Here is a 19,918-nt window from a genome sequence, read left to right as displayed (position 1 = left end):
GTGACACCGCGCCGTTCAAGTCCCGTACGGGGCACGGCCGTTCACACCCGTACGGAATCCGGAGAATAGAGCGGCAGGCGTGGCCGACGGGACGGGAATGGAGGATTCGCCCGGTCACCGGGGCGCGGATTAGCGCCAACGGGTGACAGAAGGCCGCGGCTTCCCCGGAGGGCAGCCGCGGCCGGTCAACTGTGTGGTATTGGCAGTGAGTTCGTCAGGCCTCGGCCGGACGGTCCGCCGACACCGGCAGATCCTGGTCGGGCACGGCCTGTCCGGAACGGATCAGATCGAGCCGTCCCATCACCTTGGCCCGCAGGTCCGCGGGCACGTCATCGCTCCCGCAGCACCGCTTGACCAGCTTCTTCACGGCCTGCTCGAGCCCGTACTTCTCCAGGCACGGGGAGCACTCCTCGAAGTGCACCTCGAACTTGGTGCAGTCGCTGTCGGGCATCTCGTGGTCCAGGAACTCATAGAGATGGTCCAGGACTTCAGAGCAATCCGTCTCGTGCGGCTCTCCGCAGCTCATGAGCCCGAGCCTTTCGTTCCGTTCGTCGACTCCGACGCACCTGCCGGTACCAGGCCACGCTCGACGGCGTAGTCCTCGAGCATGCCCCGCAGCTGGCGGCGGCCACGGTGCAAGCGGGACATCACCGTACCGATGGGTGTCCCCATAATGTCCGCGATCTCCTTGTACGCAAAGCCCTCTACGTCCGCGAGATAGACCGCGATGCGGAACTCCTCGGGAATCGCCTGCAGCGCTTCCTTCACGTCCGAGTCCGGCAGGTGGTCGAGCGCCTGCGACTCGGCGGAGCGCAGACCCGTGGACATGTGGGACTCGGCGCGCGCGAGCTGCCAGTCCTCGATCTCCTCGGCGGCGCTGCGCTGGGGTTCGCGCTGCTTCTTGCGGTACGAGTTGATGAAGGTGTTCGTGAGGATGCGGTACAGCCACGCCTTGAGGTTGGTGCCCTCACGGAACTGGTGGAAGGACGCGTACGCCTTGGCATACGTCTCCTGCACCAGGTCCTCCGCGTCCGCGGGGTTGCGCGTCATCCGCAGTGCGGCGGAGTACATCTGGTCGAGGAACTCCAGCGCGTCACGCTCGAAGCGGGCGTTGCGCTCGGCTGTCGACTCCGCCGCCGATGCCTCAGCGGTGTCCTCCGTGCGGCCCTCGTCGGTCCCAGTGACCGGACCCACCTCCTCAAGCGTCGTCGCAGTGCCGAAACCGGCCCTGCCCGAATCGGAGGATAGACGACCAACCGGTCCGCCCGCCGCCCGGATAGGGGCGGTCTTGGCCGCGGCCAGCAGCTCCCGCTCCATGTCGGAGGGGCTGGTGCGGCTCGTGCAGGCGACTGAACCCATTACGGCGAACACCCTTCACTTCGTCTTGTACCGACGTTCGCCACAACCGTCGTCAAGGTCTCAACATTCCCGCAGGCCCTTGATCCAGTCGGTCACCGACTGCGTGATGAGCGCCACTGCTTCGTCCTGTCCGATCTCCGCGCGCTTGGGCACCGCGAAGCTGTGATCCCCGTACGGGATCTCCGTGAGGTCGTACGTCCCGTCGGGGAACTCGGCGGGCTTGCCGAAGGGGTCGTTGCCGCCCTGCACGACGAGCGTGGGCACGCCGGCGCCCAGGAGTTCGTCCGCGCGCGACTTCTCGGGCTTGCCCGGCGGGTGCAGCGGGAAGCTGAGCGCGAGCACGGCGGCCGCGCCGAGCTCCTGTGCCGTACGGCACGCGACGCGCGCACCGGCGCTGCGCCCACCGGCGATCACCGGCAGCTTCTTGCGCTGCACGGCGGGCCAGATCCCCCGCCATCCGACGTCGAGCGTCTTGGGCGCGGGCGCCACCTTCTTGCCGGCCACGCGCCAGGGCTGCTCGACGAGGGCGACGGTGACGCCGTGCTGCGGCAGCTCGCGGGCCAGGGCCTGCAGATCACGCGCGTCGATCCCGCCGCCTGCGCCATGACTGACGGCGAGCACGAAGTCGGCTTTCTTGGCGGGGTGCCAGGTGATACGCGCCTGTCCGGCGTCGGTCTCGACGGTCTCGATGCTGGTCATGCGAGACATGGTGCCAACATCCAGCCCCTGCGGCGCTTGAGCAGATCCGAACGAAGTTCGGATGCCGGGGCCTCGGGCCGGAGGCCGAAGCTCACCACCCGAGAAGCCAGCGCCCGCCACCGAGCAGGGAGGCCAGCGACACCGCGTGGAAGAAGAAGAACCACAGCGCCGCCGGTACGTGCGTGAGGCGGGCCAGCTGGTCGGCGTCGGAGTCCGGGGCCCCGCCGCGGCGGCGCTTGGACTGCAGCTCGAAGGCGGGACGCACACCGCCGAGGAGCAGGAACCACACGACCACGTACGCGAAGGCCGCCTGCACCTCCGGATCCGCCAGCCACGAGACCACCAGGAACGCACCGCCGGTGACGATCACCGTGACGGCTCCGTACGCATTGCGGATCATCACCAGCATCACGAGGAGCAGCGCCGTGGCCAGCCACAGCAAGGCCGTGATGTGGTTGGCCGCGAGCAGCCACGCGCCGCCGAGGCCGAGCAGCGGAGGTGCGGTGTAGCCCGCCGCGGCGGTGAGGATCATGCCGATGCCGTGCGGCTTGCCGCGGCTGACCGTCAGACCGCTGGTGTCGCTGTGCAGCCGGATCCCTTGCAGCTTGCGCCCGCTGAGCAGCGCGACCAGACCGTGCCCGCCCTCGTGCGCGATGGTGATCGCGTTGCGCGAGACCACCCACAGCTGGTGCGGCAGGATCACCGCGAGCGCCACCACACCCGTGACCACCACGAGCCACTGCTCGGGGTCGGGCTGGGTGCCGAAGACGCGGTCCCAGAGATCGGCCGGGGACGAGGCGGCGAGGCTGTGCATAGCGGCGGCGGTGCTGTGCATATACGGACCGGGCTCCTGTGGGCGGGACGGATCTGGCAGTGTGGCACGTATGTGCGGACGGTATGCATCCAGTCGTAAACCCGAGGACCTCGCGACCATCTTCGAGGTCGAGAAGTGGGACCCCGAGGAGACCCTGGCCCCGGACTACAACGTGGCGCCGACCAAAGAGGTCTACGCCGTACTGGACCGTGCTGTGAAGGACGCCGATTCCCCTCGCCCGGTTCGCCAGCTGCGCAAGCTCAAGTGGGGACTCGTCCCGTCGTGGGCGAAATCACCCGAGGGCGCCGCCCGCATGATCAACGCGCGGGCCGAGACGGTCCACGAGAAGCCCTCGTACCGCAAGGCCTTCACCTCGCGCCGCTGCATCATCCCGGCCGACGGCTATTACGAGTGGGTCACCGCGGCCGCCGAGCGCGAGCTTGAGGTCGAGGGCAAGAAGAAGCGCCCGCGCAAGCAGCCGTACTTCGTGACCCCGGCCGACGGCTCGGTCTTCGCGATGGCCGGTCTGTACGAGTTCTGGCGCGACCGCACCCTCGCCGACGACCACCCGCTCGCCTGGTGGGTCACCTGCTCGGTGATCACCACGGAGGCGGAGACCGGCCCGCTGGGCGTCGCCCCCGCGGAGGGCCCGCAGTCCCTCGCGGACATCCACCCGCGCATGCCCCTGATGCTCACCCCGGACCGCTGGGACGCCTGGCTCGACCCCGCCCGCACGGCCACGGACGACCTCCAGTCCCTGCTCACCCCACCGCCGGAGGGCCTGATGCGCGCGTACCCGGTGTCCACGGCGGTGAGCAACGTGCGCAACAACGGCCCGGAGCTGCTGAAGGAACTGGAGGGCCCCGAAGAAGGAACGCTGTTCTAACTCAGCCCCTGCGGCGCTTGAGCAGATCCGAACGAAGTTCGGATGAGGGGGCCCGGGGCTGCGCCCCGGTTTCGGGAAGGGGCGGGTAGGGGAAACAGCCCGCCGCAGGCGCCCCACCCGCACCCCCACCGCCCGCACCCGAAAACGCACCGCACCCCACCCCACTAAAGTGGGCCGCATGACCGAGAACCCCGCGCACAGCACCCTCTGGCCCGCCCCCCTAGCGAGCGGCGCCGTCGACGCCACGGTCCACGTGCCCGGTTCCAAGTCGGTCACCAACCGCGCCCTCGTCCTGGCCGCCCTGGCCGCCGAGCCCGGCTGGATCCGCCGCCCGCTGCGCAGCCGCGACACCCTGCTGATGGCCGGTGCGCTGCGCGCCCTCGGCGTCGGGATCGAGGAGGGCGTCGGCCCGGACGGTTCGGGCGAGGTCTGGCGGGTCATCCCGTCGGGTCTGGCCGGTCCGGCCACGGTTGATGTCGGCAACGCCGGCACGGTCATGCGCTTCCTGCCGCCCGTCGCCACCCTCGCCGACGGCGACATCCGCTTCGACGGCGACCCGCGTTCCTACGAGCGCCCGCTGCACGGCGTGATCGACGCCCTGCGCGCCCTCGGCGCCCGGATCGACGACGACGGCCGGGGCGCGCTGCCCCTGACCGTGCACGGCGGCGGCGCACTCGACGGCGGCACGGTGGAGATCGACGCCTCGTCCTCCTCCCAGTTCGTCTCGGCCCTCCTCCTCTCCGGCCCCCGCTTCAACCAGGGCGTCGAGGTACGGCACACCGGCGAGCGGCTGCCGTCCATGCCGCACATCCGGATGACCGTCGACATGCTGCGCGCCGTCGGCGTGCAGGTCGACGAGCCCGAGACCGGCGGCGAGCCCAACGTCTGGCGGGTCACGCCGGGCGCGCTGCTCGGCCGTGACCTGGTGATCGAGCCGGACCTCTCCAACGCCCAGCCGTTCCTCGCCGCCGCCCTGGTGACCGGCGGCCGTGTGACCATCCCGGACTGGCCCGCGCACACCACGCAGCCCGGAGACGCGCTGCGCGAGATCTTCACGCGGATGGGCGGCTCCTGCGAACTGACCGAGCAGGGCCTGGTGCTCACCGGCTCCGGACAGATCCACGGCATCGACATCGACCTGAGCGAGGTCGGCGAGCTGACCCCCGGCATCGCCGCCGTCGCGGCCCTCGCCGACTCCCCGTCCACGCTCCGCGGCGTCGCGCACCTGCGGCTGCACGAGACGGACCGCCTGGCCGCGCTCACCAAGGAGATCAACGAGCTCGGCGGCGATGTCACCGAGACCGCCGACGGACTCCACATCCGGCCGCGCCGGCTGCACGGCGGCATCTTCCACACGTACGACGACCACCGCATGGCCACGGCCGGCGCGGTCATCGGCCTCGCCGTGGACGGCGTGCAGATCGAGAACGTGGCGACCACCGCCAAGACCCTGCCGGACTTCCCCGCCCTGTGGACCGGGATGCTGACCGGGGCGGCCGGGGCATAGGGGAACAGCGCCATGCGTCGCTACGGCAAGCACACCGACGAGGACGACATCCGCCAGCGCCCGAACCGCAAGGGCAACCGGCCGCGGACGAACATCCGTCCCAAGCACGAGGACGCGGCCGGGGGCATGGTCCTCACCGTGGACCGCGGCCGGCTCACCTGTCTGGTCGAAGACCGGATGGTCCACGCGGTGAAGGCCCGCGAGCTGGGCCGCAAGGCCGCAGTCGTGGGCGACCGGGTCGCCCTCATCGGCGATCTGTCCGGCAAGAAGGACACGCTCGCGCGGATCGTCCGGATCGAGGAGCGCACCTCGGTCCTGCGCCGCACGGCCGACGACGACGATCCCTTCGAGCGCGTGGTCGTCGCCAACGCCGACCAGCTCGCCATCGTCACCGCGCTCGCCGACCCCGAGCCGCGCCCGCGCCTGATCGACCGCTGCCTGGTCGCCGCGTTCGACGCCGGGCTCTCGCCGCTGCTCGTCCTCACCAAGTCGGACCTGGCACCCCCGGACAAGATCCTGGAGGCGTACGGGGCACTCGATTTCCCGTACGTCGTCACGAGCCGCGAGGAGCTGGAGAACGGCGACGCGGCCGACCGCGTACGGGAGTTCCTCGCGGGCCGGGCGACCGCGTTCGTCGGCCACTCCGGCGTGGGCAAGACGACGCTGGTGAACGCGCTCGTCCCGGAGGACCGCAAGCGCGTCACCGGCCATGTCAACGCGGTCACGGGACGCGGCCGGCACACCACCACCTCGGCCCTCGCGCTCCCGCTGGAGGGTGCGGAGGGATGGGTGATCGACACTCCCGGCGTACGGTCCTTCGGACTGCACCATGTGGACCCGTCGCGCGTGATCCACGCATTCCCCGACCTGGAACCGGGAACTGAGGGCTGCCCCCGCGCGTGCAGTCATGATGAGCCCGACTGCGCCCTCGACGCCTGGGTGGAGGAGGGCCACGCGGATCCCGCGCGGCTGTATTCGCTGCGCAGGCTGCTCGCCACCCGCGAGCGACGCGAGGGCGACTGACCTCAACGTTGTTTGCGCGCAGAGCGTCTAGGTAAATGCATAATCGCACCAAGCCGGAGCACTGCGCGGCAAGGCCGACGAAGCGGTCACCGAGGTTCTGGGAGGCAATTCACCATGGCGTGGCTGCTGGTCATCGTCGCCGGGCTCCTCGAGACGGGGTTCGCGGTGTGCCTCAAGCTCTCCCACGGCTTCACCCGCCTGTGGCCGACGATCTCGTTCGCCGTGTTCGCGCTGAGCAGCTTCGGCCTGCTCACGCTGGCCCTCAAGCGCCTGGACGTCGGCCCCGCGTACGCGGTGTGGACGGGCATCGGCGCGGCCGGCACCGCCATCTACGGGATGATCTTCCTCGGCGATGTGGTGTCCACGCTGAAGCTGGTGTCGATCTCCTTCGTGATCGTGGGCGTGATCGGCCTGCAGCTGTCGGGCAGCGCGCACTGAGCCTGCCGGGCGGCACGCACAAGACGCCGTCACGCCTGAGGCGCCGCCTCCAAGGTCTCCCGCACCAGGCGCCCCACTCCCCCGTCGCCCGCCGGCGCGATCACACACGACAGCGCGAGCCGCAGGGCCAGTTCGCACTCCTGGCGCGCCCGTAACGCCTCGTCCTTGACCGCTCCCGGTGCGACGCGGGTGTTCACCGCCCGGTCCCGTACGAGCGCGACCAGCTCCGCGGGCGAGGGCAGCGGGCCGTCCGCACGGCGCTGCGCGGGGACCGCCGACGTGGACGGGACGGCCGAGAGCGGGGGCGCGGGCAGCCGGGGGCTCCAGCAGCCGGTCAGAACGGCTCTGACCAGTGCGTTCGTACGGGCCGCCGTCACCGTCCACTCCGCGAGCTGCGGCAGTCCGCCCTCGGCGAGCGCACGGTCGGCGCCCGCGAGATACGCGTCCGTCTCCCGCCGCACGAGCGCGCGGGCCAGACCGTCCTTGGAGCCGAACTCGTTGTACAGGGTCTGCCGCGAGACCCCGGCGACGGCGGCCACGTCGACCATCCGGACCGTGGGCCATGACCTGCGCTGGAGCGCGGTGTATGCCGCATCGAGCAAGGACTCCCGTGCTGCGGGCATGATCGCCTCCCCTGCCGGGCCGATATGGGGAGAGTTGACTCGCCTCGGGGCACTGTCAAGGGGTCCCGCAAGGGGTCGGAGCGAGGAGTCCGGGCAGCCCGGCACGGGGCCGTGTGGTCCGCGGGGTACGCGATCGCTACTGTTCGACCATGCCCGACTACCACGATGATCTGCGTCTCGCCCACGTCCTCGCCGACGCCGCGGACCGCACCACCATGGACCGGTTCAAGGCACTCGACCTGAAAGTCGAGACCAAGCCGGACATGACGCCGGTCAGCGAGGCGGACAAGGCCGCCGAGGAGCTGATCCGCGGCCAGCTGCAGCGGGCGCGCCCGCGGGACGCGATCCTCGGCGAGGAGTACGGCATCGAGGGCACGGGCCCGCGCCGCTGGGTGATCGACCCGATCGACGGCACCAAGAACTATGTGCGCGGCGTGCCCGTGTGGGCCACGCTCATCTCCCTGATGGAGGCCGGCGAGGGCGGCTACCAGCCGGTCGTCGGCGTGGTCTCGGCGCCCGCGCTCGGCCGCCGCTGGTGGGCCGCGAAGGGCGGCGGCGCGTACACCGGGCGCAGCCTGACCTCGGCGACGCGCCTGCAGGTCTCGAAGGTCGGCCGGATCCAGGACGCCTCGTTCGCGTACTCCTCGCTGACCGGCTGGGAGGAGCACGGACGGCTCGACGGGTTCATGGAGCTGCAGCGGGCGGTGTGGCGCACGCGCGGATACGGCGACTTCTGGCCGTACATGATGGTCGCCGAGGGCTCCATCGACATCTGTGCCGAGCCCGAGCTGTCGCTGTGGGACATGGCGGCCTGCGCGGCCGTGGTGACCGAGGCGGGCGGCACGTTCACCGGTCTCGACGGACGGCACGGTCCGCACAGCGGCAACGCGGCGGCCTCGAACGGGCTGCTCCACGACGAGCTGCTCGGCTATCTGAACCAGCAGTACTGACACCCGGCGCAGCGCCACCGCACCGTCGGCCGCTGCGCCCCAGGTGACGGGGTGTGCTCCTCGCGCGCCCTCAACTGGCCGCGCGCTCCCCCTTGTTGACCATCTGTCGACCTGCCACGCTGAGCCTACCCCCACATTGTGAACTTGTGAATCCGTTCTCTAAGAGGCGGACTCACGACTAGGAGGTGGCTTCAGCCCATGCTCGTCCGTGACGCCATGAGCACGATGGTCCTCACCATCGGACCCGACCACACCCTCCGCCAGGCCGCACGCCTGATGTCCGCACGCCATGTCGGCGCGGCCGTCGTCCTCGACGTCGACGCCGACGGGATCGGCATCCTGACCGAACGCGACATCCTCAACTCACTCGGCGCCGGACAGAACCCGGACTTCGAGACCGCAGGCCGCCACACCACCACCGACGTCGTCTACGCCTCTCCCGCCTGGACCCTGCAGGACGCCGCCGAGGCGATGGCGCACGGCGGCTTCCGTCATCTGATCGTGCTCGATGAACGCGAACCCGTGGGCATCGTCTCCGTACGCGACATCATCCGCTGCTGGGCCCCGGACCGGCGCCGCCACAGCACGCTGGCGGGGTGAGCCGCCCCTTGCCCACCTTGGACCGGATCCAAGGTGGGCAAGGTTCCAAAGTCACATCGAATCGGGGCCGAGGACCCTTGAAATGTTAGGGTTCTGGCCATGAGCGACCTCTTGAATCGACTGCGCGGACGCGGCTGGCGCATGACCGCCCAGCGGCGCGTCGTGGCCGAGGTCCTCGACGGGGACCACATGCACCTCACCGCGGACGAGGTGCACGCGCGCGCCGCGGCCCGGCTGCCGGAGATCTCCCGGGCCACCGTCTACAACACGCTGGGCGAGCTGGTCTCGCTCGGCGAGGTGCTCGAGGTCTCCACGGACCGCCGGGCCAAGCGGTACGACCCGAACGCCCACCGCCCGCACCAGCACCTGGTGTGCGCGCAGTGCGGCGCGATCCGCGACGTCCACCCGTCGGGCGACCCGCTGGCCGCCCTGCCGGACGCGGAGCGCTTCGGCTTCACGATCTCCAACGTCGAGGTCACCTACCGCGGCATCTGCCCGGACTGCACCTCCGCCTGACCTTCAGCTCCGCGAAAGCCCTCGCGTCCTGGACGCGGGGGCTTTCGCATGCCCGCGTACGGCCGGCGGCGGAGCCCCCACTCCGACGCGCCGCCGTGCGCATGCCCCGTACAACCATCATCGCCCCACCCCCTTCCCGTATCTGACGGACCGTCATATTGTCGTCGGCGGCCGAATTCCATCCCTGCACTCCGCAAGGAGCTCCCGTGGGAGACCCGCACCCGACCCCACCCAAACTGCACGCCACCGACCTCACCCGCACCTTCGGACGCGGCCCGAAGCAGGTGAACGCGCTCGGGCCCGTCGAACTCTCCATCGCACCCGGCGAGTTCACCTGCATCGTCGGCCCCTCCGGCTGCGGCAAGTCCACCCTGCTCAGGATCGCCGCCGGGCTGCTCAGGCCCAGCGCGGGCAAGCTGGAGATCCGCACGTCGAGCCCGCGCCCCGCCGCGATGATCTTCCAGGACTACGGGATCTACGACTGGAAGACCGTCCTGGCCAACGTCCGCTTCGGCCTCGACATCCAGCGCGTCCCGCGCAAGGAGGCCGACGCCCGCGCCCGCGACTGGCTGACCAGGATGGGTCTGGCGGACTTCGCCGATGCCTACCCGGCGGCGCTCTCCGGCGGGATGCGCCAGCGCGTCGCGATCGCCAGGGCGCTCGCCGTGGAGCCGGAGATCCTGCTGATGGACGAGCCCTTCGCCGCGCTCGACGCACAGCTGCGCACGATCCTCCAGGACGAGCTCCTTGAGCTCACCCAGACCACCCGCACCACCACCCTCTTCATCACCCACAGCCTCGAAGAGGCGATCGTGCTCGGCGACCGGGTGCTCGTGATGTCCGCACGCCCCGGCCGGGTGATCGCCGAGCGCAGGCCCCCGTTCGAGCGGCCGCGCTCCGGCGCCGTCCGGGACACCCCCGAATTCACCGCCCTGAAGAGCGAGTTGTGGGAACTGCTGCGCGGCGAGGTCCGTACGGAGGCGGTGCCGGTATGAGCCTGACCAAGACCCCGGGAACCGAGGAGGGCGTCCTCGTCCGCAAGCCCGGGCCGCAGGAGCTCCAGCCCGCGCGCACGCACCGGCGCCGGCGCACCCTGGAGATCTCGCTCGCCATCGCCGTCCCCGTCGCCCTCGTCCTGCTGTGGCAACTGGCCGCCGTACAGGGCTGGATCGACGACCGCATCTACCCCGCCCCGCAGACGATCATCGAGGACGGCTGGCAGCGCGCCGCCGACGGCGACCTGTGGCCGGACGTCTGGGCCACGCTCAAGCGCGTCCTCGCCGGCTACGCGATCGGCACGGTCGCAGGCTATGTGCTCGGCCTCCTGATGGGCTCTCTTTCCCTGGTACGGGCGGCACTTGAGCCCTTGCTGGACGCGCTGTACGTCGTCCCGAAGCTGGCCCTGCTGCCGATCTTCCTGAACATGTTCGGGCTCGGCGAGGGACCGCAGATCGCCCTGGTCGCCGCGACCGTGTTCTTCTTCGTGTGGATCTCGACCATGGCCGCCGTGCTCGCCGTCCCCGAAGGGCATCGCGACGCGGGGCAGGTCTTCGGCGCCTCGCCCTGGCAGATGTTCCGCCACGTCCTGCTGCCCGCCTCGCTGCCCGCGGTCCTGGTCGGCGCGCGGATCGCGGCGGGGGTCGCGGTCCTGGTGATCGTCGCCTCGGAGTCCATCGCCGCGTCCGACGGCCTCGGCCATCTCATCTTCGACGCCCGTGCGCTCTTCCAGAACGACGTGATGTTCGTCGGCATCGTCTGCGTCGCCGTGCTCGGCGTCGTCTTCTCCGAACTGGTCCGGATCGCCGGGCGGCTGCTCACCCCCTGGGCCCCGCGCGACCGCGGCCGCGGCCAGTCCTGATCACGCCCGAGTCCGTACGTACGGAGGCACTGATGCACACCCGTAAGGCGATCCCCGTCCTGCTCCTGGCCGGCGCTCTGCTCGCGTCCGCCGGCTGCGCCAAGGAGGACGACGCACCACCGGCGCAGTCCTCGAAGCCACGGGCCGTCAAGGCCGTCGAGGGCTGCGGCGAGGGCAGCTGGACCGATCCGGCCGATCTCGCCGAGGACCGCGAGCCGGCGCGCTGCGAGAAGGGCGCACCCGCCCCGCAGAAGCTGCACAAGGAGCGCAAGCTGGTCGTGGCGACCGGCACGCTGAGCGCCGAGTACGTGGCGCCGCTCCAAGTCGCCGTCGCGAAGGGCGAGTTCAAGAAGGAGGGCCTGGATGTCGAGCTGAAGGTGCTGCCCACCCCGGACGCCCTGCCCCTGCTCGCCAAGGGCGACATCGACGCCCAGTGGGCCGCGCCCGAGGCCGCCGTCATGAACGGCATCAACGGCGGCTTCGACATCAAGTGGGTGGCCGGAAACTTCTCCCCCGACCCCGAGTCCAGGAGCGGTCTGTGGGTGCGCCTGAAGGAGGGGGAGACCGCCACCAAGGTGCCGATGGCCGGCCGCAAGCTCGGCACGATGATCGGCAAGGGCTCCGTCATCGCGTATCCGATGAGCAAGGCGCTCACTCAGCACGGCGGCGGGCTCGACAAGGTCGATTTCCGCCAGCTGGGCTCGGCGGACGTCCTGACCGCCCTGGAGAACGGCGGCGTGGACTCGGCCTGGCTGCTCGACCCGGTGTGGCGGAAGGTGGACGGGAAGGACGGGTTCGCGTTCCTGGGCGGCCAGCCGCTCGGTGAGCCGCTGGGCGGCGCGCTGTTCGGACCGAACCTGCTCACCGAGGACAAGGACGCGGGTGTGGCCTTCCTGCGGGCGTACGTGCGGACGATCAACACGTACTTCGCCGGCGACTACAAGTCCGACCCGGCCTTCGTGACCGAGCTGTCCGAGCTCCTGAAGATCGACGAGGCGATCGTGAAGTCCACCCCGTCGCTGCGGATGGACTGGGAGCTGCGCAAGGGCACCACGGACCGGCTGCAGGACGCGTACGAGGAGGCCGGGGTCGCGGAGGGTGACCGCGTACCGGAGGACAGGGCCGTGGACCGGTCCTTCTACGCGGAGGCGGTCGGGCACAAGCTCTGACGGCGCACATGACGTGACGACGCACATGACTGAGGCCCGGATCCTTGAAGGATCCGGGCCTCAGTCATTCAGTAGCGGGGACAGGATTTGAACCTGCGACCTCTGGGTTATGAGCCCAGCGAGCTACCGAGCTGCTCCACCCCGCGTCGGTGAACCCAACCTTACGGCAGCGCGAGGACCTGCGCAAATCGCTTTCCGTGAGCAGCTCAGGGCCCCCGTAAGGCAACGTCCGCCGCTTTACGCGGTCAGCTCCTGCTGCAGCGCCTCGCTCAGCCGCGCCGCCCGCTCGGAGACCTCAGCGGGCCCGTAGGAGACGGCCTTGGCGCACCATCTCTGCGCCTCTGGAAGATCGCTCCGACGCGCGTAGAGCAGAGCGAGCCGGAGCGCCGCCCGCCCGTGCCCCGCTTCGGCCGCGCGCTGCCACCAGACGAGGGCCTCGGGCTCGCTGCCCTCGCGCGCGAGCAGCAGTCCGAGGTTGAACGCGCCGCCGAGGCTGCCCGCCTCGGCCGCCATCCGGTACCAGCGCGCCGCCTCGACCACATCGTCCCGCGCGGCCGCGAAGGTACCCATCCGCACCTGCGCCCGCCGGTGCCCGAGCTCGGCGGCCCGCTCGTACCACTCCTCGCACTCGGTCTTCTCGGCCGCGACCTCGCCGAGCGCCACCCCGTGACGGCCGTCGCGCGGCCCCCGGTCGAGAACCGTGCCGAGCCGGTACGCGGCCTCGGCGCTGCCACCGCCCGCAGCGCAGCGCAGATGCTTCTCGGCGCTCTGCCGGTCGCCCTCGCGCAGATGCGCGATGCCGACCTGGAGCGCGGCCTCGGTGTGCCCGGCCGCGGCCGCGCGCTCGTACCACTCGAAGGCAACCGGCTCCTCATCGCGGCCGGCGTAGAGGATGCCGAGGTTAAAGGCGGCATCCACGCTGCCGGCCTCGGCGGCCTTGGAGAACCACGGCTCGGCGCCCGAGGCGTCGCCAGCCTGCATGAGGAGTACGGCGAGCGCGTTGGCGGCCTCGCGGTGACCCGCATAGGCGGCGCGGCGGTACCACTGCTCCGCCTGCCGCATGCGCTTCTGCCCGGCGCAGAGCAGGCCGAGGTTGTACGCGCCGTTCACATCGCCCGCGTCCATGGCGGCCCGGTACCAGCGCTCGGCGGTCTGGGTCTCGCCGCGCTCGGCATGCAGGGCGCCGAGTGCGTTGGCAGCGTTGCCATCGCCGTCCTGGGCGGCTTTCAGCCACCACACGGCGGCGCTGTCCTCGTCGCCGGCGTCGCGCAGGAGGAAACCGAGCGCGCACGCGGCGCGGGCCTCGCCGTCCTTGGCGGATGTGAGGTACCAGCGGCCGGCCTCCTTGAGGTCGCCGCGGCGCTCCAGGATCGCGCCGAGCTGCAGCGCGGCCCGGCGGTGGCCGCGGGCGGCGGCCTGCCGGTACCACTGCTCGGCCTCGGCGAGCAGGCTGCCGCCGAGGATGCGGCTGCCGGTGTCGGTGATCTCCGGCGCGGCCTCCTGCGCCTTGTCCTGTACGAAGGAACGCGCCGGCGCGGCCGTCCCGGTCAGGGCGCCCCGCGTCTCGGCCGCGCGCCGCTCCAGGGCGCGGGCCAGGCGGTACGCGGCCTCGCGGTGCCCGCGCTCGGCGGCGGCGCGCATCCAGCGCTCGGCGCCGACGTCGCTGCGATGCTCGAGCAGGTCGGCGAGCGCGTAGGCGCCCAGGGTGTGACCCTGCTCGGCGGACTGGCGCAGCCAGTACTCGGCGGCCGGCTCGTCCCCGCGCTCGCGGTGGTGGCGGCCGAGGGCGTGCGCGGCCGCGGCGCTGCCGGCCACGGCGGCGATCCGCCACCAGCCGGCGGCCTCGTCGGCATAGCCGCGCTGGTGGAGCAGTACTCCGAGGTTGTTGGCGGCGGCACGGTCGCCGTCGGCGGTGGCCTTGCGCAGGAAGGGCTCGGCGCCGTCGAGGTCGCCGCGGCGCAGCAGCAGGGAACCGAGGACGCTCATCGAGGCGATGTCGCCGCACTCGGCGGCCCGGCGATGGCGTGCCTCATCGGCGGCCGTGGCCGGATCCTCCCGGTCGTCGGCCGACTGCGTAAGTCGCCCTGTCTCCAACAGAGTTGCCCTGTCCCCCATAAGTTCCATCGTCGCACCACCTGCAACCCGGGTACACCTGGTATACCCCGACCCGTGAGGTCACTACAGCGTTTTGTCGACATGCCCACAGGGAGACAAGTCAAACACAGATCTGCCAACTCCCCCCGCACGGCGCAGTCGTCACACTTGCGGTTGCCAACTGCCCCTGAGTTCAAGGGACATGCGTACGAGAGGGGGCGCCAGGCTGCCGGGCTCAAGGCCGCCTCAAGACCCCGGACATGACTGAGGCCCGGATCCCAATGGGATCCGGGCCTCAGTCTTTAGTAGCGGGGACAGGATTTGAACCTGCGACCTCTGGGTTATGAGCCCAGCGAGCTACCGAGCTGCTCCACCCCGCGCCGTTGTGTTGCAACCGTACCACGGCGCGAGGTGGAGCCTTTACCGGCTTTTCGCTGCTCAACCCTTCTTGGCTGCTCAGCCCTTCTTGGCTGCTCAGCCCTTCTTGGCTGCTCAGTCCTTCTTGTCGGCCTTGGCCTCGGCCTCGATGGCCCGCTTGACGGCGGCCTCGGCCTTCTTCATGGCCTCGTCGTAGCCCGAGAGGTCACCGGCCTTCAGTGCCTTGTCCGCCTCGTCGAAGGCCTTCTGCGCCTCGTCAAGCGCCTCCTTGACCGTGGGGTCGCTGGAAGGCGGTGGCGTGGGCTTGTCCGGATCCTCCGTCGGTGGCTGGCCGGTGTCCTCGCCCTGCGCTCCGAAGACCGCGTCGAAGGCCTCGGCCAGCGTGTCCGTGAACACCGGTGCGCGGGCTCCCGTGTACGAGACGCCGACCTTCTTCAGGAGCGGGTAGTTGGCGCTGCCGCCCTTGACGTAGACCGGTTCGACATAGACGAAGCCGTCGTCCATCGGGATCGTCAGGAGATTTCCGTAGACGATGTCCGAGTCGGTGCCCCTGAGGTCACGGACGAAGGTGGCGACTTCGTTTCTGCCGTTCAGCTCCGATTGGAACTGTCCTGGTCCTGGCACGTCCGATTTCACGTTGAGGACTCTTATCGTGCCGAAGTCACTGCTGGTGGCATCGGCGTCGACCGCCATGAACGCCTGCAGATTCGGCCGGCCCTTGGGCGTGAACGTCGTCGTCAGCGAGAACTTCTGCTCCAGCTGCTCCGCCGGCTTGTTGTCCTGAGGCATCTTCAGGCTCAGGTAGTACGGCGGTACCGCGTTCTTCTCCTTGTCCGTGGGGTCCTCCGGGACCTCCCAGACGTCCGAGCCGCGGTAGAACTGGCGCGCGTCCTCGACGTGGTAGCGCGTCAGGAGCTCACGCTGGACCTTGAACAGGTCCTGCGGGTAGCGCATGTGCTCCTTGAGCTCCGCCGAGATCTCGCTCTTCTTCTCGACCGTGCCCGGGAACGCGTTCATCCACGTCTTGAGGACCGGGTCCTCCTCGTCCCACTGGTACAGCTTCACGGTGCCGTCGTACGCGTCGACCGTGGCCTTCACCGAGTTGCGGATGTAGTTGACCTGGTTCTGCTGGGCCACCACCGCACGCTGGTTGTTGGCCGCCGTCAGCGAGTCCGCCGTGGTGTCGCCGAGCGTGGTGCGCGAGGCGTACGGATAGCCGTTCGTCGTGGTGTAGGCGTCGACGATCCACTGGATCTTGCCGTCCACGACCGCCGGGTAGGCATCGCCGTCGATGGTCAGCCAGGGCGCGACGGCCTCGACGCGCTCCTTGGGCGTGCGGTTGTAGAGGATCTTCGAACCCTCGCCGATCGCACCCGAGTACATGATCTGCGGCTCGCTGAACGCGACCGCGTACGCAGCCCTGTTGATCGGGTTGGAGAGGCTGACGCCGCTGTCGCCCTTGTAGCTGGTGGTCTTCTCCGCGCCGGAGTCGGTGCCGACCGGGTAGTCGAGCTCCTTCTGCGGACCGCCGACGATCGAGTACTGCTCGGTCTTCTCGCCGTAGTAGATCCGCTGCTCATAGTTGTCGGGCAGCGTGCCGGTGGTCGGCAGACCCTTCTCCGTGAACTCCGGGGAGCCCGCCGGGTCCGCGTTCGGGTCCGTGCCCGTGCCCTTGGCCGTGACCGCGCCGAAGCCATGGGTGTACGTGAAGTGGTCGTTGATCCAGTTCCGCTTCGGGATGCCGTCGAGGTCGAGCTCGCGCAGACCGATGACGGTGTCCTGGTCCTTGCCCGAGCCGTCCTTGTAGCGGTCGACGTCGAGGGTGGTCGGGAACTGGTAGTACTCGCGCTTGCGCTCGAGGACGTCGAACGTCGGGCCCACCACGTTGGGGTCGATCAGGCGGTAGCTGGCCTGCGAGGCGGCCTGCGCGCGCTGCTCGCTCTTGGCCGCGTCGGTGTCGCCGGTCTTGCCCTTGCCCGAGTAGTCCTGGAGCTTGACACCGTCGATGTCGTACGCCTTGCGCGTGGCCTCGATGTTCTTCTCGATGTACTCCTGCTCCTTGGCCTGCTCGTTCGGCTCGACCTGGAACTTCTGGACGATGGCCGGGTAGAGGCCGCCGATCAGGATCGCCGAGAGCACCATCAGGCCGAAGCCGATGACGGGGAGCTGCCAGGTGCGGCGCCACAGCGTCGCGAAGAACAGGACGGCGCAGATGGCCGCGATGCAGAACAGGATGGTTTTCGCCGGCAGGTACGCGTTGGCGTCGACGTACCGCAGACCCGTCCAGTTGCCGGTGGCCTTGAAGTCACTGGACTTGACCGCGAGTCCGTACCGGTCGAGCCAGTACGCGACGGCCTTCAGGGCCACGAACAGGCCGAGCAGCACGGAGAGATGACCGGTCGCGGCCGAGGTGGCGCGGGCGCCGCCGGTGACACGCAGTCCGCCGTACAGGTAGTGCGTGAGCGCGGCGGCGATCAGCGAGAGCACGGCGGCCGCGAAGCCGAAGCCGAGCAGGAAGCGGTACCAGGGCAGATCGAACGCGTAGAACGCCACGTCCAGGCCGAACTGCGGGTCCTTCTGGTTGAACGGCACCCCGTTGACCCACATCAGCCACGTGCGCCACTGGCCCGCCGCGGAGGCGCCGGCGATCAGGCCCACCAGGGCGGTGATCGCGAGCAGGGTCCACTTCTTGTACGGGGCGATGCCCATGCGGTAGCGGTCGAGGCTCTGCTGCTCGAGCGACATCGCGGACAGCGGCGGGCGCAAGCGGTGCGCCAGCCAGATGTTGACGCCCACGGCCGCGGCCATCAGGAGACCGAAGACGGCGAACAGGCCGATCTTGGTCCACAGCGTGGTGGCGAAGACCGAGGAGTAGTTGACCGACTTGTACCACAGCCAGTCCGTCCAGAACCCCGCGAACATCACGAAGAGCATGGCCAGCACGGCCAGGACGCCCAGGGTCATCAGCAGGGTGCGGACACGCCGGGACGGACGGCCCACTCTGATCCGTGGCCCCGAAGGGGGGCCTGAGCCGCGGTCCGGCATCTGGAAAGCCAAGGTGCGCACCTCGAAGTTCGGCGGTCGGTGTGGGGGCTCCGCGATCGTAGAGCCCACTCGTGCAACTTACTGAAGCTTTACTCAGTTCCCGGACCGGGGTTGGCGTTTCCGATCCGTGATGTCCGGGTCGGGGCGGTCCAGTTCTTCGTCCAGGGTCTGAACCAGGCAGGATATGGGGCATGTCGAATGTTTCTCCCTCCGGCCCCCCGATGGCCGCGAGCCCGCTGACCCGTGCCGTACTCGAGATCGACGAGTACGTCGGCGGTCTCGGCTGGGACCAGCCCGCCCGTCTGTTCGCCCTGGTGGACACCGCCAAGCTGCGCGCACAGGAACCGGGCCTGGCCGACCGGCTCGGTCTGACCGGCGAGGAGGCGGCCGGCGCGCTGACGCCCATCGAGCAGGAGGAACTGCCCGCGGGCGCACCGCTCGACGAGTTCCTCGGCACGATCGCCTGGCCCGACGCGGTCGCCGGCTGCGCGCTCACGGTCGAGCGCCTGATGCTGCCGCCGTCGGCAGAGGCCTCGGTGCCGGAAGGCCTGAACGAGAAGCAGCTGGCCAAGTGGGTCGGCAAGCACCCGGACCGGCAGGAGGTGCGGATGACGGTGGGCGTGCTGCGCGGCGGCAAGCGCGAGTCGGCCATCCGGCTGCGCGAGAAGGACTCGCCTACCGATGTGCTGACCGGCTCGGATCTGGTGCCGGGCCTCGCGGAGGCACTGGCGGCGACGTTCGCCGGCTAGGTCTTCCTGCTACGACGACGGGGGCGCCGCACATGTCCGTGCGGCGCCCCCGTCCCGTATCGCCTACTCGGTGGAGCAGGAAGGCAGCTCGGAGGTCTTGCCCGCGCGGATCCTCTCCAGGGAGTCCACCGCGTCGTCGATGGTCTTCACCTTCACCAGGGTCAGGCCGTCGGGGATGTCCTTGGCGGCCGATGCGCAGTTGGCCTCGGGGGTGAGGAAGTACTCCGCGCCCTTGCTGCGGGCGCCGACGGTCTTCATCTCGATGCCGCCGATCGGCCCGACCTTGCCGTCGTCGTCGATGGTGCCGGTGCCCGCGACGAACTTGCCGCCCGTGAGGTCCTCGGGGGTCAGCTTGTCGACGATGCCGAGCGCGAACATCAGGCCGGCGCTCGGGCCGCCCACGTCGGCGAGCTTGATGTCGATGGTGAACGGGAAGGTGTGATCGGTCCCGGCCTGGATGCCGACGATCGCCCGGTCGTCCTCGGGAGCCTTCTCCGTGGTGACGGTGACCTTCTCGGTGACCGTGGCCTCCTTGCCGGCCTTCTCGGCGGCTGCGGCCTCCTTGGCGGGCACGATCGTGAACACGACGTCCTCGCCCGGCTTGTGCTTGGTCACCAGCTTGGCGACGTCGTCGGGCTGCTCGACGACGGTGCCGTCCACATCCTTGATCACATCACCGGCGTGCAGCTTGCCCTCGGACGGGCTGTCCTTGAGCACCGTGGCCACGATGACCCGGGACTGGACCGGGATGTCCAGCTCCTTGAGCGCGGCGACCTTGGCGCTCTCCTGGGACTGGCTGAACTCCTCGGCGTTCTCCTGCGTCGACTGCTCCTCCGTCTTCCCGTCCGGGTAGAGGGTGTCGTGCGGTACGACGACGTTGTCGTGCGCGATCCAGCCGTAGACGGCCTCGAAGAGGTTCATCTTGTAGTCGGCGCTGGTGACGCGGACCGTCGTCATGTTGAGGTTGCCGGTCGTCTCGTACGTCTTGTGCCCCGAGATCTGCAGCACCGGCTCGCCGTCGTGCTCGCCGAGGGTGTTCACCGTCGGGCCCGGGGTCATCTCCGAGTACGGGACTTTGATCAGCACACCCGCGCACAGCAGCGCGATCAGCAGCAGGGTGGAAGCGAGCATGGTCGCGGTGCGGCGAGGCATGGAACGACAGTACGGGACGCCCCTGTGAGTGCACCCCTGGGGCCGGTCCGTCCGGGGC

19 protein-coding genes and 2 tRNA genes are annotated in these 19,918 nt (G+C 70.0%); 11 read left to right on the top strand and 10 right to left on the bottom strand.

What is annotated here, in order from left to right:
- Positions 1–214: 214 nt before the first annotated feature.
- The 4 genes from rsrA to H9Y04_RS01250 all read right to left on the bottom strand — a co-directional run bounded on the left by rsrA (position 215) and on the right by H9Y04_RS01250 (position 2,872).
- A complete protein-coding gene (rsrA, locus tag H9Y04_RS01265) occupies positions 215–526 on the bottom strand; it encodes a mycothiol system anti-sigma-R factor (RefSeq protein ID WP_187811711.1) in 312 nt (103 codons plus the stop codon).
- Positions 523–1,194, bottom strand: a complete 672-nt coding sequence (locus H9Y04_RS01260; RefSeq protein ID WP_438818058.1) for a sigma-70 family RNA polymerase sigma factor — start codon at positions 1,192–1,194, stop codon at positions 523–525. The genes rsrA and H9Y04_RS01260 overlap by 4 nt, the downstream gene beginning before the upstream one ends.
- Before the next feature lie 225 nt (positions 1,195–1,419).
- On the bottom strand, positions 1,420–2,058 hold the full coding sequence (locus H9Y04_RS01255; RefSeq protein ID WP_438818057.1) for an alpha/beta hydrolase family protein: 639 nt from the start codon (positions 2,056–2,058) through the stop codon (positions 1,420–1,422).
- A gap of 91 nt (positions 2,059–2,149) precedes the next feature.
- The gene (locus H9Y04_RS01250; RefSeq protein WP_187811869.1) at positions 2,150–2,872 is read right to left on the bottom strand and encodes a M50 family metallopeptidase; all 723 of its coding nucleotides are present in this window, start codon (positions 2,870–2,872) and stop codon (positions 2,150–2,152) included.
- Positions 2,873–2,942: 70 nt separating this feature from the next.
- Between H9Y04_RS01250 and H9Y04_RS01245 the strand changes: the two genes are divergently transcribed.
- The 4 genes from H9Y04_RS01245 to H9Y04_RS01230 all read left to right on the top strand — a co-directional run bounded on the left by H9Y04_RS01245 (position 2,943) and on the right by H9Y04_RS01230 (position 6,726).
- Positions 2,943–3,758: an SOS response-associated peptidase gene (locus tag H9Y04_RS01245; RefSeq protein WP_187811708.1), complete on the top strand. Its 816-nt coding sequence runs from the start codon at positions 2,943–2,945 to the stop codon at positions 3,756–3,758.
- Positions 3,759–3,936: 178 nt separating this feature from the next.
- Entirely contained in the window at positions 3,937–5,265 is a 1,329-nt protein-coding gene (gene aroA / locus H9Y04_RS01240) for a 3-phosphoshikimate 1-carboxyvinyltransferase (protein WP_187811707.1), read from the top strand.
- Between the two features lie 12 nt (positions 5,266–5,277).
- Complete coding sequence (rsgA, locus tag H9Y04_RS01235) at positions 5,278–6,288, top strand: ribosome small subunit-dependent GTPase A (RefSeq protein ID WP_187811706.1); 1,011 nt, start codon at positions 5,278–5,280, stop codon at positions 6,286–6,288.
- 114 nt (positions 6,289–6,402) lie between these two features.
- Positions 6,403–6,726, top strand: a complete 324-nt coding sequence (locus tag H9Y04_RS01230; protein ID WP_187811705.1) for a DMT family transporter — start codon at positions 6,403–6,405, stop codon at positions 6,724–6,726.
- 29 nt (positions 6,727–6,755) lie between these two features.
- Here H9Y04_RS01230 and H9Y04_RS01225 read toward each other — a convergent pair whose 3' ends face one another.
- The gene (locus tag H9Y04_RS01225) at positions 6,756–7,352 is read right to left on the bottom strand and encodes a TetR/AcrR family transcriptional regulator (RefSeq protein ID WP_308800832.1); all 597 of its coding nucleotides are present in this window, start codon (positions 7,350–7,352) and stop codon (positions 6,756–6,758) included.
- A 146-nt stretch (positions 7,353–7,498) separates the two neighbouring features.
- On the opposite strand from H9Y04_RS01225, the gene hisN reads away from it, so the two are divergent.
- From hisN to H9Y04_RS01195, 6 genes are all read left to right on the top strand, one after another.
- On the top strand, positions 7,499–8,299 hold the full coding sequence (hisN, locus tag H9Y04_RS01220; protein WP_187811703.1) for a histidinol-phosphatase: 801 nt from the start codon (positions 7,499–7,501) through the stop codon (positions 8,297–8,299).
- Between the two features lie 198 nt (positions 8,300–8,497).
- Positions 8,498–8,899: a CBS domain-containing protein gene (locus H9Y04_RS01215; RefSeq protein ID WP_187811702.1), complete on the top strand. Its 402-nt coding sequence runs from the start codon at positions 8,498–8,500 to the stop codon at positions 8,897–8,899.
- 99 nt (positions 8,900–8,998) lie between these two features.
- The gene (locus H9Y04_RS01210) at positions 8,999–9,415 is read left to right on the top strand and encodes a Fur family transcriptional regulator (RefSeq protein ID WP_187811701.1); all 417 of its coding nucleotides are present in this window, start codon (positions 8,999–9,001) and stop codon (positions 9,413–9,415) included.
- Positions 9,416–9,621: 206 nt separating this feature from the next.
- A complete protein-coding gene (locus H9Y04_RS01205) occupies positions 9,622–10,410 on the top strand; it encodes an ABC transporter ATP-binding protein (RefSeq protein WP_187811700.1) in 789 nt (262 codons plus the stop codon).
- Positions 10,407–11,273: an ABC transporter permease gene (locus H9Y04_RS01200; RefSeq protein WP_187811699.1), complete on the top strand. Its 867-nt coding sequence runs from the start codon at positions 10,407–10,409 to the stop codon at positions 11,271–11,273. Before H9Y04_RS01205 ends, H9Y04_RS01200 begins: the two co-directional genes overlap by 4 nt.
- Before the next feature lie 32 nt (positions 11,274–11,305).
- The gene (locus H9Y04_RS01195) at positions 11,306–12,442 is read left to right on the top strand and encodes an ABC transporter substrate-binding protein (protein WP_187811698.1); all 1,137 of its coding nucleotides are present in this window, start codon (positions 11,306–11,308) and stop codon (positions 12,440–12,442) included.
- A 72-nt stretch (positions 12,443–12,514) separates the two neighbouring features.
- On the opposite strand, the gene H9Y04_RS01190 is transcribed toward H9Y04_RS01195, so the two are convergent.
- The 4 genes from H9Y04_RS01190 to H9Y04_RS01175 form a co-directional block, all read right to left on the bottom strand.
- A tRNA-Met gene (locus H9Y04_RS01190) sits at positions 12,515–12,588 on the bottom strand.
- 91 nt (positions 12,589–12,679) lie between these two features.
- Positions 12,680–14,566, bottom strand: a complete 1,887-nt coding sequence (locus tag H9Y04_RS01185) for a tetratricopeptide repeat protein (RefSeq protein WP_187811697.1) — start codon at positions 14,564–14,566, stop codon at positions 12,680–12,682.
- A 276-nt stretch (positions 14,567–14,842) separates the two neighbouring features.
- Positions 14,843–14,916: transfer RNA gene (locus H9Y04_RS01180), tRNA-Met, on the bottom strand.
- 112 nt (positions 14,917–15,028) lie between these two features.
- Positions 15,029–17,959: a UPF0182 family membrane protein gene (locus tag H9Y04_RS01175; protein WP_187811868.1), complete on the bottom strand. Its 2,931-nt coding sequence runs from the start codon at positions 17,957–17,959 to the stop codon at positions 15,029–15,031.
- A 191-nt stretch (positions 17,960–18,150) separates the two neighbouring features.
- Here H9Y04_RS01175 and H9Y04_RS01170 point away from each other — a divergent pair, with 191 nt between their 5' ends.
- On the top strand, positions 18,151–18,708 hold the full coding sequence (locus H9Y04_RS01170) for a PPA1309 family protein (RefSeq protein ID WP_187811696.1): 558 nt from the start codon (positions 18,151–18,153) through the stop codon (positions 18,706–18,708).
- A gap of 63 nt (positions 18,709–18,771) precedes the next feature.
- Here the strand turns inward: H9Y04_RS01170 and H9Y04_RS01165 are convergent, their stop codons facing one another.
- Positions 18,772–19,860: a YlbL family protein gene (locus tag H9Y04_RS01165; protein ID WP_187811695.1), complete on the bottom strand. Its 1,089-nt coding sequence runs from the start codon at positions 19,858–19,860 to the stop codon at positions 18,772–18,774.
- Positions 19,861–19,918: the final 58 nt, after the last annotated feature.

This window comes from Streptomyces polyasparticus (genome assembly GCF_014493765.1).
GTDB lineage: Bacteria > Actinomycetota > Actinomycetes > Streptomycetales > Streptomycetaceae > Streptomyces > Streptomyces polyasparticus.
This window is presented reverse-complemented; position numbering and strand designations above follow the sequence as displayed.

What these genes read in the sequence shown, in the direction of transcription:
- rsrA (WP_187811711.1), bottom strand. Translation starts at nt 526, where the DNA reads ATGAGCTGCGGAGAGCCGCACGAGACGGATTGCTCTGAAGTCCTGGAC.
- H9Y04_RS01255 (WP_438818057.1), bottom strand. Translation starts at nt 2,058, where the DNA reads ATGACCAGCATCGAGACCGTCGAGACCGACGCCGGACAGGCGCGTATC.
- H9Y04_RS01250 (WP_187811869.1), bottom strand. Translation starts at nt 2,872, where the DNA reads ATGCACAGCCTCGCCGCCTCGTCCCCGGCCGATCTCTGGGACCGCGTC.
- H9Y04_RS01245 (WP_187811708.1), top strand. Translation starts at nt 2,943, where the DNA reads ATGTGCGGACGGTATGCATCCAGTCGTAAACCCGAGGACCTCGCGACC.
- aroA (WP_187811707.1), top strand. Translation starts at nt 3,937, where the DNA reads ATGACCGAGAACCCCGCGCACAGCACCCTCTGGCCCGCCCCCCTAGCG.
- rsgA (WP_187811706.1), top strand. Translation starts at nt 5,278, where the DNA reads ATGCGTCGCTACGGCAAGCACACCGACGAGGACGACATCCGCCAGCGC.
- H9Y04_RS01230 (WP_187811705.1), top strand. Translation starts at nt 6,403, where the DNA reads ATGGCGTGGCTGCTGGTCATCGTCGCCGGGCTCCTCGAGACGGGGTTC.
- hisN (WP_187811703.1), top strand. Translation starts at nt 7,499, where the DNA reads ATGCCCGACTACCACGATGATCTGCGTCTCGCCCACGTCCTCGCCGAC.
- H9Y04_RS01215 (WP_187811702.1), top strand. Translation starts at nt 8,498, where the DNA reads ATGCTCGTCCGTGACGCCATGAGCACGATGGTCCTCACCATCGGACCC.
- H9Y04_RS01210 (WP_187811701.1), top strand. Translation starts at nt 8,999, where the DNA reads ATGAGCGACCTCTTGAATCGACTGCGCGGACGCGGCTGGCGCATGACC.
- H9Y04_RS01200 (WP_187811699.1), top strand. Translation starts at nt 10,407, where the DNA reads ATGAGCCTGACCAAGACCCCGGGAACCGAGGAGGGCGTCCTCGTCCGC.
- H9Y04_RS01195 (WP_187811698.1), top strand. Translation starts at nt 11,306, where the DNA reads ATGCACACCCGTAAGGCGATCCCCGTCCTGCTCCTGGCCGGCGCTCTG.
- H9Y04_RS01185 (WP_187811697.1), bottom strand. Translation starts at nt 14,566, where the DNA reads ATGGAACTTATGGGGGACAGGGCAACTCTGTTGGAGACAGGGCGACTT.
- H9Y04_RS01175 (WP_187811868.1), bottom strand. Translation starts at nt 17,959, where the DNA reads ATGCCGGACCGCGGCTCAGGCCCCCCTTCGGGGCCACGGATCAGAGTG.
- H9Y04_RS01170 (WP_187811696.1), top strand. Translation starts at nt 18,151, where the DNA reads ATGTCGAATGTTTCTCCCTCCGGCCCCCCGATGGCCGCGAGCCCGCTG.
- H9Y04_RS01165 (WP_187811695.1), bottom strand. Translation starts at nt 19,860, where the DNA reads ATGCCTCGCCGCACCGCGACCATGCTCGCTTCCACCCTGCTGCTGATC.